This is a genomic window from Lentibacillus jeotgali, from assembly GCF_000224785.1.
Taxonomy (GTDB): Bacteria; Bacillota; Bacilli; order Bacillales; family Amphibacillaceae; genus Lentibacillus; species Lentibacillus jeotgali.
This window is the reverse complement of record NZ_AGAV01000016.1, coordinates 65,421-77,559: the sequence shown is the minus strand read 5'-3', so window position 1 is coordinate 77,559 and position 12,139 is coordinate 65,421. Positions and strand designations below refer to the sequence as shown.

The 12,139-nt window shown below is 47.0% G+C and carries 10 protein-coding genes; 2 read left to right on the top strand and 8 right to left on the bottom strand.

What is annotated here, in order from left to right; translation table 11 throughout:
- Nucleotides 1-43: 43 nt before the first annotated feature.
- Nucleotides 44-1,504, bottom strand: a complete 1,461-nt coding sequence (locus ON01_RS13635) for an APC family permease (RefSeq protein WP_010531620.1) — start codon at nt 1,502-1,504, stop codon at nt 44-46.
- A gap of 104 nt (nt 1,505-1,608) precedes the next feature.
- On the opposite strand from ON01_RS13635, the gene ON01_RS13630 reads away from it, so the two are divergent.
- Nucleotides 1,609-1,893: a hypothetical protein gene (locus ON01_RS13630; protein ID WP_138919791.1), complete on the top strand. Its 285-nt coding sequence runs from the start codon at nt 1,609-1,611 to the stop codon at nt 1,891-1,893.
- A gap of 72 nt (nt 1,894-1,965) precedes the next feature.
- Here the strand turns inward: ON01_RS13630 and galU are convergent, their stop codons facing one another.
- Entirely contained in the window at nt 1,966-2,859 is an 894-nt protein-coding gene (gene galU / locus ON01_RS13625) for a UTP--glucose-1-phosphate uridylyltransferase GalU (protein WP_010531618.1), read from the bottom strand.
- Between the two features lie 173 nt (nt 2,860-3,032).
- Entirely contained in the window at nt 3,033-4,109 is a 1,077-nt protein-coding gene (locus tag ON01_RS13620; protein WP_010531617.1) for a glycosyltransferase family 4 protein, read from the bottom strand.
- Between the two features lie 192 nt (nt 4,110-4,301).
- On the opposite strand from ON01_RS13620, the gene ON01_RS13615 reads away from it, so the two are divergent.
- Nucleotides 4,302-4,730, top strand: coding sequence for a DUF2935 domain-containing protein (locus ON01_RS13615; protein WP_010531616.1), 429 nt, complete (start codon nt 4,302-4,304; stop codon nt 4,728-4,730).
- A 372-nt stretch (nt 4,731-5,102) separates the two neighbouring features.
- Here the strand turns inward: ON01_RS13615 and ON01_RS13605 are convergent, their stop codons facing one another.
- The 5 genes from ON01_RS13605 to ON01_RS13585 all read right to left on the bottom strand — a co-directional run bounded on the left by ON01_RS13605 (nt 5,103) and on the right by ON01_RS13585 (nt 12,051).
- The gene (locus ON01_RS13605; RefSeq protein WP_010531614.1) at nt 5,103-5,393 is read right to left on the bottom strand and encodes a hypothetical protein; all 291 of its coding nucleotides are present in this window, start codon (nt 5,391-5,393) and stop codon (nt 5,103-5,105) included.
- Nucleotides 5,394-5,671: 278 nt separating this feature from the next.
- On the bottom strand, nt 5,672-6,631 hold the full coding sequence (locus ON01_RS13600) for a nuclease-related domain-containing protein (RefSeq protein ID WP_010531613.1): 960 nt from the start codon (nt 6,629-6,631) through the stop codon (nt 5,672-5,674).
- A gap of 487 nt (nt 6,632-7,118) precedes the next feature.
- Complete coding sequence (locus tag ON01_RS13595) at nt 7,119-10,190, bottom strand: efflux RND transporter permease subunit (protein ID WP_010531612.1); 3,072 nt, start codon at nt 10,188-10,190, stop codon at nt 7,119-7,121.
- A complete protein-coding gene (locus ON01_RS13590; RefSeq protein ID WP_010531611.1) occupies nt 10,187-11,056 on the bottom strand; it encodes an efflux RND transporter periplasmic adaptor subunit in 870 nt (289 codons plus the stop codon). Before ON01_RS13590 ends, ON01_RS13595 begins: the two co-directional genes overlap by 4 nt.
- 131 nt (nt 11,057-11,187) lie before the next feature.
- Entirely contained in the window at nt 11,188-12,051 is an 864-nt protein-coding gene (locus ON01_RS13585; RefSeq protein ID WP_010531610.1) for a TetR/AcrR family transcriptional regulator, read from the bottom strand.
- Nucleotides 12,052-12,139 lie beyond the last annotated feature (88 nt).

Sequence of the window (12,139 nt, the reverse complement as noted above, 5' to 3'; positions counted from 1 at the left end):
AATCCCGGAACTTTACTGTCAGTTCCGGGATTTTCTTCATTTCCTAGCCACGGTTCTTCGCTTCAATTTTCTTATTGCCCAAAATCAGATAGTTGAGTTCTTCTTTTGGTATGTTCTTCAGCTCTTTGCGGTTTGCCATATAGAATGCCACACCAAGGGCAACCCAGATAACGAGCGCGATAAATGATTCAAATCCCAGCGCTGCCGGTGACCCCGGGATAAGCAGCAGACCAAGGAATGTGACACTCGCTACCATACCAAACCCTGCGAGGGTCTTCTTCCCGGGTGCAACGACGTGTTTTTTCGGATTGAAATTCTTATCCCTGGACCCTTTGAATAATGTAAATGCCGTGTAACAGGTATAAAAATAAGCAATGGTTACACCGACAGATGACATGTCAACCACCCATGTCAGCGCCTGGCGGCCGAACCATGGTGCCAGCATCGCAACGACGACAGTAAAAATGATGCCGACATACGGTGTTTTATATTTCGGGTGTATTTTCGAAAAGGCCGCCGGAATAATTTTGGCCCGGGACATGGCAAATAACAGTCGGCTTGATGAAATCGTAAAGCCATTTAATCCTGTAAAAATGCCCATGGTAAGCGCGGTCACCAAGACAATCAACCCCATATTACCGAGCAGTCCTTGAATTGCCGCGCCCGTTCCCCATGTTTCTTCCTGAGCAACGAGTGACTGCCATGGTTCAATCATTGACGTGGTGATGATCATCATGCTATAAAGCAGTGCAGCAAAGAAAATGGCTAGAATGATTAATGTGAAAGCTTTTCTGGATGAAAAGTGAAATTCTTCCGCTGCCTGCGGGACATTATCAAATCCGACATATGCCCACGGTGCAATCGCAACAATTGAAATGATTGCCGCAAATGCGGTTGTGTCAGTCGGAAACAGTGGCGCGACATTGGAAAGGCCCGCCCCCGGCTGTGCACCGACCATGAACGTAATCGCTATAACGCCAATGACCATGACCGTACAAAATACAAACTGCATGCGGCCTGACAGGCTTGACCCTCTTACATTGAAATAACCAAAAACGCCTAATAATACAGAGGCGATAATTACTTCGGTAAAATAAACATCCCATCCCGCAATGGTATACATGTGCATGTTTTCAAGCAGTGACGGGAAAACAAATTTAACCATTAATGCAAATGCGGATGCGTTTAACGCAACAATACATAAGTAGCCAAGCGTCAAAAACCATCCGCTGATGAACGCGTGCGTGCGTCCTAAACTGATATACGAATAAGCGAATTCTCCGCCTGATACCGGAAAACTTTTAATGAGAAATCCATAGCTCACAGCGATCAGCATCATCAACAGCGCCCCTATGCTAAAGCCCAGGATAACACCCAGAGGGCCCGCTGTAGACATCCAGGTCGTCGGCTGTACAAACGCTCCCCAGCCAATCGAGGAACCAAGCGCAATCGCCCAGACCCAGTGCGGCTTCAATGATTTCTTCAATGTTGTTCGCTCTTCCATGCTTCGTCTCCTTTATTGGTATCTTTTGTTATACCCCTCTTTTATATCAAAATTCGGGTGTTTTCGCAAAATTCATTTGGATAGGCAAATGTATGAGATTTGCTATGAATCCAGAGCAAATGACTTTTGTTGTGATAGTGAGTAGAAATTACGGACCATTTTGGGTGGATTTCGGGAATTCTGTATTTATTGCCGAGGTACAGTTGTTGACTTTGGATGGCTGCCGCGCGAGTTTGATGGTATCCCCGCACAAGTTTGTGACGTTATTGCACGAGTTTGTGGTGCCTTCGCACAAGCTTCGGGGGCTACTGCACAAGTTTACGGCGCTCCCGCACAAGTTTACGGCACCCCCGCACGAGTTGGTGACGCTGCTGCACAAGTTCATGTGACCTTCGCACGCACCAATGGCTTCCTATAACAGAAAATTTTCGGCGGCTGCCGAAAATCTCCTCAACTATATCTTAAGTCGCATCTGTTTTACTATGACCCATTTCTTCCTCCAGCTTATTCAAATATGCCATCAGTGGCTCACGCAAATCACCACGCGACAACGCAATCTCAATAGTGGTTTGAATAAAGCCAAGCTGTTCCCCGACGTCATAGCGTCTGCCGTCAATCTCAAGCGCAAACACACGCTGTATTTTGTTCAATTCCTGAATCGCATCGGTCAGCTGGATTTCCCCGCCGGCGCCGATTTTTTGCTGTTCAAGGAAATCAAATATTTCCGGTGTCAGAATGTACCGGCCAATAATCGCCATGTCGGATGGTGCGGTGCCCCGCTCCGGCTTTTCGACAAAGGTCTTCACCTGATGCAGATTGCCGGATTTTTCAAGCGGATCGATAATCCCGTAACGATGCGTTTCATCTTCCGGCACTTTATGTACACCGATAATCGAGCTTTGTGCTTTTTCATATTCAGAAATCATCTGACTCAATCCCGGTGTATCACTTTGAATGATATCATCGCCCAGCAGCACGGCAAACGGCTCATTGCCAATGAACTTGCGCGCACACCAGATGGCATGTCCCAATCCTTTTGGCTCTTTTTGCCGGATGTAATGGATATCAACATTTGCTGATTTTTTAATCCGCTCCAGCAGCTCAAACTTTTCCTTTTTCATCAAATTGTCTTCCAATTCAAGCGAGTGGTCAAAATGATCCTCGATTGCCCGCTTTCCTTTACCGGTTACGATAATGATATCTTCAATGCCTGACTTGATTGCTTCTTCAACAATATATTCAATAGTGGGCTTGTCCACGATCGGCAGCATTTCTTTCGGCATCGCTTTCGTTGCCGGGAGAAACCTTGTCCCAAGCCCTGCTGCAGGTATAATCGCTTTTTTGATTTGCTGCATGATTGTACCTCCTTGCCTCGTTCTATTGTAGCGTAAATTTCTTGTGATTGCATTGTTTTAATGGCAGTGGTTCTTTTAAAACGCTCCAGGACATATAGGCGCGCGAGCACTTGCATAACAAGCGGCTGCCCCAGCCACAAAATCCACTTTCTCCATAAGCCGATTAATTTCTGCTACCGCTCCCTGTCCCGTTTCCGAAACACTCTCCCAACCGAATCAAGGATTGGCCTTTTGCCGCCCATGACCAGGCCGCCGGTTTCGGCAAAAATATGCAGCAGGAGCAGAACCAGAAACGTGATCACAAGCGCTGTTGTCAGACTGGCGTAAGAAAATAGAATAGCCATTGTGCCAAACAGGACGCTGAATGCGTAGATGATCATCACTGTTTTCCGGTGGCTGAACCCGGCACTAATCAACCGATAATGAATGTGCTTATTATCCGGCATCATGATCGGCTCGTTATTGTACGCACGGCGCAGGATGGCAAACAGCGTGTCAAAGATCGGCACCGCCAGCACGATGACCGGAATGATAAAGCTGAACAGGGCAATGTTTTTGAACAGACCAACGATTGAGACAATCGCGATCATATAGCCCAAAAAGTTTGATCCTGTGTCGCCCATGTAGATTTTGGCCGGGTAAAAATTATGGTATAAAAAGCCAAGGTTCGCGCCAATTAGAACGATGCATAAATATGCCGCCAATATCTGAACATCAATCAATGCCATGATAAACATGCTCGTGAGCGCAATTGTTGTGACGCCTGTTGCAAGCCCGTCCAGTCCGTCAATTAGATTAATCGCGTTGGTGATACCGACGATCCAGAGCACGGTAATCAAGACGCTCATAAACCCGAGGTCGACCATCCCGATAATCGGGAGTGTAATCCGATCGATGATCAACCCGGATGAAATGAGAAATGATGCGGCAATCAGCTGACCAGTGAGTTTGATGACGGGCCTGATGGCAAAGCGGTCGTCCAGTGCACCGGTGATGAGGATGATAATTCCGCCAAGCATAATTTCGGGCAGGTGCGGATGATGCGGCTGCAAATAAAGCCCGCCCAAAAAGACACCGGCAAATATCGCCAGACCGCCCAGTCTCGGGGTTACGTTTTTATGGATTTTACGATAATTGGGCAAGTCAACTGCTTTTATTTTGATGGCCAGTTTTTTGACGGGAAACGTCAGCAGAAAACTTGATATGAGGGCAATAAAAAAAGCAATCGCCAACTCGGTATAATTAAACATGATTGTTCTCCTTGAAATGCTGAATGTCGAACGATGCAGTGATTGGTTAAATTATAGCGGAACATAGGAGGTTGGGGCAAATTAATACTATCAGTTCCTGCTCGCTTTCGGTTCTGGATAATTAAATCATAAACAACCTGCAGGCATCATAAGTATTATTGGACAAAAGTTTCGATAACAGGAGGCTGGATCATGCAATTTTATTACGGCAGTCAGATGCCGCTTCGGGTGCTGGATGAAACGGAATTCTGGAAACAGCAAGAAGCAGAGCATACAGTCGTCATGCGGGAACTGGTGACAAATTTGGAAGAGGCGTATGTAGATGCTCTAAAGCGCTGGGAGTCGGAACTTGATCAGTCACATCAGCACGTCAAACGGTTCATCGAGTCAGTTATCAGGAGTCATCATACCATTTCGCCCACACTCCATCAGCAAGTGCTCGATCTCGTGTCATTCTGTCTGCAGGAGTCAGTGGCTTTTATCCAGTTTTGCAGACAGGTCAAAAACGAGAGCTCTGCCGTTTCGGGAAACCAGACAGCCAAAGTCGTGATTGATCACATTATTGATGAGTCGGAATATTTTATTGGCATCGCACAGACGATTTTGTACGAGCAGACCTGAATTACGGGGTGGGGGAGGTTTGTTAGCATGCGTTTAAGGTCGGTGCTGCACGAGTTGGGGACTCTCCTGCACAAGTTACGACTGGTTCGCTCGAGTTTGAAGCTCTCCTGCACAAGTTATGGCTGCTCCCGCACGAATTGGGAGCACTTCTGCACAAGGTGCGGCTGCTCCCGCTCGAGTTTGAAGCTCTCCTGCACAAGTTGCGGCTGTTCTTGCTCGAATTTGAAGCTCTCCTGCACAAGTTACGGCTGTTCTTGCTCGAGTTGGGAGCACTTCTGCACAAGTTACGACTGCTCCCGCACAAGCTCGGAGGGAAAGCAATCACGGCCCCCGTCCCAATGGGAAAGAAAAACGCTGCGTCATAGCATGGCTTTAATGCTTATGAGTCGCAGCGTCGATTAGTAATATAATTGCGGTAATAATGTGCATGATCATGCCGACAATTGGAATAACGCCAATGAACGAGGTGACCATGCCAAGCACGCTCCCCGCTATGCTCCCCTTTTGGCTGCGTGCGATAAGCAGCGTAACAAGATGCAGGATGAACATGACTAGCAAGGCTCCCCATGATGTACTGAGAATGAACGATCCGCCAATCAATGGGATCCCGAGAAATGCCTCACATCCGCCAGTCACCCATTTCATAATTCTGGATAACGACATAAATTTGCCTCCATTCGATACTATACTTATCATACCATATTTTTATGGTGGCATTCGATCTTGGAAGTACAAAGTAGCGGCGCTCTCACTCGATTTCGTGGCGCTCTCGCGCGATATTCAGTAAGCGTCGCGCGATTTCATGACTCCCTCGCGCGATATTCAGTAAGCGTCGCGTGATTTCGGGCCATTCTCGCGCGATATTCAGTGATTGCCGCGCGATCGGGTGCCTCCTTCAAGTGAAATACTGCGGATGCCTCACAACGCCACTAACCATGAACTTAACAGGTTTTTGGATTCTTAACCCAGTATTTGTACTTTTTCAGATATATTAAGTCGCTCTTTTGCAGAATTCTAGTCGCGGTACTCCTTGAGGTCAAACCGAGGAACCACATGCATTCCGTATTTGTTATAGACCCGTTTAACAACACATACCCATAAATATCTTTTAAATGAGCGTTATGGCTTTTCTGTCTGCAATTTTTGCAAATCCAACCTCCATGAATGCGTTTCATTCCGCGCATTCCGCATTCAGGGCAAAAGACGCCCGGAAGTAATTCCCCGCATGTGATACCATATTGTTTCATAATATTCATATCATATACGCCACATTCACGTAAGATCATTTTGCCCACTTTATAATCCTGAATCTTCGCTTTTCCTGCTTGAGCAAGTTCTTGATCCTTCTCCATGATCATCCCGGGGACCCGTGATGCATGTGCAACTACTTTGGAAATTTCCTCACGATTCCCGTCCACCTTGATGATAGTTGAGGGATCCGCTACGGCGATAAAATAGTAAATGGGAATATGTGCGAGCTTATGTTTTAAAAGCCAATTATGAAGGTGAAATTTCTGATTTTCCACTTGGGTGATGGGGTATTCAAAGCCTGACTCAATATTGCCGTCATTCCGGATGAGTTGTTTGAGGATTGGATCGAATGTAATAGTGCCCATATAATGTTTTGCATCGACTATGAAAATGGCATGATTAGCAACAACGAGAGAATCAATTTGGAAGTTCTTACCGTTAATATGAAGATAGACATCATCGAGAAGCGTGTACCGGCTTGCTAAACTTTCGAGGTAATAATCAACTTTCATTTCGCCTGAGTAACCGCGCCCCTGCCTTTTAGCGTCTTCTTTTATCTCGGTGAACCGCGGAAATTGTGAAGATAATCTTGGAATGATCACATCAAGCTTTCGGAGTGGGAGGGGTTTCGAACGGTTTTTAATCTTCATAAAAAGCTCCTTTATTTAGTTTTTGGTGGTCAATATAAATATAGCACATTATCAAGGGGATTATATATTCAATTTGAAGATTTTCGGCAACTGCCGAAAATCAACATTATAGAAAAATTGTGCCGCGCGATTTTGTGGGGATGTCGCGCGAAGTCAGGGATGTATCGCGCGATTTCATGTGACCCTCGCGCGAAATCCTGAGAGTGTCGCGCGATTTCATGACATCCTCGCGCGAAATCCTGAGAGTGTCGCGCAATTTCATGACTCCCTCGCGCGAAATCCTGTAAGTGTCGCGCGATTTCATGCCATCCTCGCGCGTAATCCTGAGAGTGTCGCGCGATCTCATGACTCCCTCGCGCGTAATCCTGTAAGTGTCGCGCGATTTCATGCCATCCTCGCGCGAAATCGATCCTCGAGCGCCACATCCCCCGAATCCGCGGAACGGTAAAAGCTCCCTGCCGCAGCAGGGAGCTTTTTCAATCAAAATCTATTCAGCTTTCTTCCGGCGGCGTGTGATTTTTGCTGCCAAATCATCAAATAATGTGTACACGACTGGTATCAGCAATAATGTAAAGATACTCGAGATGGTGAGGCCGAATATGATCGTCACAGCTAGTGGCTGCTGCATTTCGGCGCCTTCACCTAACGCAAGGCCGAGCGGCACCATGGCGAGAATCGTCGTCAGCGTCGTCATCAAAATCGGACGCAACCGGCTTGGGCCTGCTTCAAGTATCGCTTCATAACGGTCCTTGCCTTTTTCCCGTACAATGTTGATGTAGTCAACGAGCACGATTGAGTTGTTGACGACAATACCTGCGAGCATAATCACCCCGATAAATGCCGGGATACTTAGCGGAAGACCGGTGACAAACAATCCGGCCAGAACACCGACAATTGTTGCCGGCAGCGAGAACATAATGATGAGCGGGAACAGGAAGTTTTCAAACTGTACCGCCATAACGGCATATACCAAGAATATCGAGAAAACAAGGGCAATGGATAAATCCGTAAATGATTCAGCCATGTCCTGTGCCTGCCCGCCAATTTCATAGCTGTATCCTTCAGGCATGCTCATCTGATTCAATTTCTGTTCAACATCACCAACAACGCTTCCCAAATCTCGGTCGATAATTTCCGAGGTCACGTTCACTTGCGGCTGCTGGTTTTCGCGCTGAAGCGATACCGGCCCTTGAACCTCCTCCAATGTGACCAGTGATGACAGTGGAACCGCAGTACCGCTCTGGGACTGGATGGTCATGTTTTCCACATCACTAATTGTGCTCCGCTCCTCTTCTGGATACATCAATGTGACGTCCATTTCATTGCCTTCTTCTCGGTACTGAGCTGCCGTCTGTCCTGTAAATTGAAGCTGGATTTGACTCGTAATTTGCTGCTCGGTCAGTCCGTACATGGCGGCTTTTTCCGAGTCGACTTTAATACTCATCTGCGGGACACCCTCATCAGCTGATGATGTCGCATTATGCACGCCATCAACTTCAGAAATGGCGCTTGTCACGTCATCGGCCAATTCACGGAGGACTTCGTGTTCGGGGCCATTCAGACTGATTTGCACCGGGTCCCCTGTACCTGCTGCACTATCCGTTGCAACGACGGATATCTCAGCCCCTGGAACGGAAGATAAATCTTCACTAATACCTTCCACCACATCGTCTGTATTCTGTGACCGCTCAGATGCGGGTATCAGCTGCAGCATATATGTGGCCTGGTTGCCTGACGATCCCATTGCCGGACCGCCGCCACCGCTACTTCCGACATTTAAATAACGCGTTTCCATTACATCATCGTACGCTTCTAATTTGTCACTGACTTGTTCAGTAACACCCTGTGTATGCTCCAGTGAACTTCCGGGAGCCGTTTCGACTGTTATCTGCAGCTGTCCTTGATCTGATGACGGGATAAACGATGCGCCGATCATCGGAATGAGCGCTAAGCTTCCAGCAATAATGGCAAGCGTTCCAAATACGGTCGTTTTCCGGTGACCGAGCACCCATTTCAACACACCGCGATAGCCATTGTTCACACGGTCCAGCAGCCGGTTGAACCAATAACGCCGTCCGCTCTCCTGTGTTGCTTTGGCAAGCAGCTTGGATGACAGCATCGGTACCAGCGTCACGGCGACAACGAGTGATGCAATCAGTGAAAATGATACAGCCAGTGCCAATGGTGTAAACATATCGGAAGCGATGCCCTCAACAAAGACCATCGGCAGAAATACAACCAATGTCGTTGTTGTCGATGCGATAACGGCAGGCGCCAGCTCAGAGGCACCTTTAATAGCCGATTCAACCAATGTATGTCCCCGCTGTCTGTACGTATAAATATGTTCGAGTATAACAATCGAACTGTCGACCATCATACCAAGTCCGAGCGCAAGTCCCCCGAGTGTCAGTACGTTCAGGGTCTCCCCGGTAAAGTACATCAACGTGAACGTGGAAATGATGGCAATCGGAATCGATAGACCGATAACAATCGTTGCCCGCAAACTCTTCAGAAACAGCAATAGAATCAGGAATGAAATAATACCGCCGATTAAAATGTTTTGCACAACTGAGCTGATTGACATTTTAATGTATTCAGATGTATCAATGATCACATCTGATTCAATATCGGAGGGCAGTTCCCCTTCCAGTTCTTCCATGCTGTCATTAATATTGTTGGCCACTTCGACCGTGTTGGCATCCGTTTTTTTCATGATGGACAATACAACTGCGGATTCACCATTTACCAGTGTTTCCCCTGATGATTCCTTGTACGTATCCTTTACCTCGGCAAGTTCATTAACATGAACGGTTCCGCCTGACTCCGTTTGGACAATCGTCTGCTTTATATCATCAACCGACTCAAATTCGCCGGTCACCCTAAGCTGCAGGTCTTTGTTTCCTTTTTCAACCTGACCGACTGATGCCGATTGGTTCGAACTGTTCAAGGCTTGGGAGATCGTTTGTGTCGTCACACCATACTGGTTCATTTTTGCCTGATCAAGAACAATCTGGATTTCCCGTTCTTTTGACCCTTCAACGGTGACAGATGCGACACCGCTCTGGCGTTCAAAAAACGGCACAATCTGATCGTCAGCCACTTTCGTCAGTTCAGCAGCTTTATCGCCGGTCAGACCAACCCACATGACAGGCAGCTGATCAGGACTGAATCGCATAATACTCGGGTCGCCAGCTCCATCCGGCAGCATCCCTTTTACCTGATCAACACTTTCACGCACATTGAGCAAAGCCTGATCGAGGTCGGTTCCATTATTGAACATCATCATCACAAGTGAAGATCCTGACTGTGACTGTGACTGAACCGTCTGGATGCCTTCCACCGAACTGACCGACGATTCAATTGGGCGGCTGACTAAATTTTCGACTTCCTGTGGCGCGGCATCTTGATACGATGTTGCGACAACCGCGATCGGCAAATCGATTTTCGGAAACAAATCGACATTCAGATTGCGCAGTGAGACCGTCCCAAGGGCGATGATCGCCAGGACGATCATGATGACACCGACAGGCCGTTTGACAGATGTATTGACGAGCTTCAAGAGTTATCCCCCTCTTCGGTGACGTTGACTTCCATGCCATCCGACAGGGTCAATAAGCCATTAACAACGACCTGATCGCCTTCAGCGACATCACCTTTGACAGCTGTCTCTTCAGATTGGCTTTCCTGAACTGTTACGTTCGTTTTCACCGCCTGATTGTCTTTTACAACATAAACAAATGACGCACCGCTTTCGGTGACAACCGCTTCAGTCGGCAGGATAATCGTATCATTCACCCGATTTTCCGGTACATTCATACTGGCAACAACGCCCGTCAAAATATTGCTGCCTTCGTTACTGACTTCCGCCTCAACCGGATAAAGTCCGGTATCATCAGGCATCGAGCTGACAGATGTGACCTCAGCTTCGTATTCCTGATCATCAATCATAACCGGATATGTATCCCCTGTTTCCAATAAATCAAGTGTTTCAGCGGCCACTGTCAGATTGATCGTCATTGGATCAAAATCAGCAATAACCATTAGCGGACCGGAATCAGGTGACGCCATCGACCCTTCCTCTGCCGTCAATTGGGCAATTTCACCCGCTTTCCGCGCATAGATATTTTGGCTGCCGGCAGCCGTTTGAATGGTTGCTAAATGATCATCCTCTTCCACTGTATCGCCGTTTTCGACTTCAAGTTCAGTGATTTCCCCGGCAGACTGCAGCGTCACCGGTATTGTGCTGCTTGGCTCGGTACGACCGTATAAGGATTTTTCAATGACCAAATCACCACTTGTCGCTTCGGCTGTTTCGACTGCGGTAACCTGTTCTTCCTGTTCCTCGCTGTTGTCTTCGTTCTGACTGCATGCAGCAAGCATACCTATCAGCACAATCGCCGCAGCCGGTAAAAATAATTTTCGCATGGCTATGAGACTCCCCTCTCTCGTTTTATACAATGGCTGGTTTCTTAAAGATTGCTCTTTGTGAGATCAAAGTCGCTGCAGACGTTACTTTCTACTCTTTCAAATCAGCAATCACATCAAAAATAGCCTATCTAATCAAGCAAATCCATATGTAAGAGACGTGCGATGTCCTTGCATTCCGTTGCAAATTCCGGCATGCGCTGAAAATGAACCAGGAGTCCCTGAATAACCACCTTTTGCGGCTGTTCTTTTCCCGCTTCACTTTGTATAATTTTAAGGACTTCTCTCAGTTCATCCGCCTTTTCTCCAGCCAAATCCAGTGTTTCGATTTTAGCCTTCATGGTGTTTAACACCTCAACAACGGAGCCCTCTTCCCGATAAACGTCAGGGATGTCAGCTGCCGTGACCAACGGTGCCTCATTTCGCTCCAGCAAGCCGCTGACGATATCATCCATCCTTCGTACGATATAAGCACCCAATTGGTTTCTTTTAATACTGATTCCATCAATAATAATCCATTTGAAATAGACGTTGATCAGTCCTTCAAGCTGAATGATAATATCAGGGTCGTACGGTTCTACCTGGTCACCGTAAATAGTGATAACGTTTTGCCGCAGCCAGTGAAAATTTTGCGCATTCATTTCTTTGATGAATGCATCTGTATTTTCTCCGATTGAAATGTTTTGATAAAAATGCATCATGAGAAAATCTTTATACTCATAAATGTATGTTGTCACCACGTCGATTTGTTTGGCAAAACTGTCGCGTGGCGGGAGATTTTCGCTTTTGACATGTTCAATCCTGCCGGCAATCTCCTCATGATAATAGTGAATCGCCGTCATGATGAAGTCTTTTTTGGATTCGAAATGCAAATAAAAGGCGCCTTTGGAGACGCCTGCACCATCCGCAATCGCTTCAACCGAAGTCATATGGTAGCCTTTCTCGGCAAATAACTTCATTCCGGCTTCGATTAATTTTATTTTTTTTGCATTCAATTTAAACACCCGATTTCGAGTTTATCGCGCCTTAACGGGCATCAAATTCCCTTTTATGAAAGCTACGTGGGATCAGCTGCCCGGTATA

Bases quoted from the DNA above. Each gene is read 5' to 3' on its own strand.
- ON01_RS13600 (WP_010531613.1), bottom strand. From the start codon at position 6,631: ATGAAGATTAAAAACCGTTCGAAACCCCTCCCACTCCGAAAGCTTGAT.
- ON01_RS13605 (WP_010531614.1), bottom strand. From the start codon at position 5,393: ATGTCGTTATCCAGAATTATGAAATGGGTGACTGGCGGATGTGAGGCA.
- ON01_RS13615 (WP_010531616.1), top strand. From the start codon at position 4,302: ATGCAATTTTATTACGGCAGTCAGATGCCGCTTCGGGTGCTGGATGAA.
- ON01_RS13630 (WP_138919791.1), top strand. From the start codon at position 1,609: ATGAATCCAGAGCAAATGACTTTTGTTGTGATAGTGAGTAGAAATTAC.
- galU (WP_010531618.1), bottom strand. From the start codon at position 2,859: ATGCAGCAAATCAAAAAAGCGATTATACCTGCAGCAGGGCTTGGGACA.
- ON01_RS13635 (WP_010531620.1), bottom strand. From the start codon at position 1,504: ATGGAAGAGCGAACAACATTGAAGAAATCATTGAAGCCGCACTGGGTC.
- ON01_RS13620 (WP_010531617.1), bottom strand. From the start codon at position 4,109: ATGTTTAATTATACCGAGTTGGCGATTGCTTTTTTTATTGCCCTCATA.
- ON01_RS13590 (WP_010531611.1), bottom strand. From the start codon at position 11,056: ATGCGAAAATTATTTTTACCGGCTGCGGCGATTGTGCTGATAGGTATG.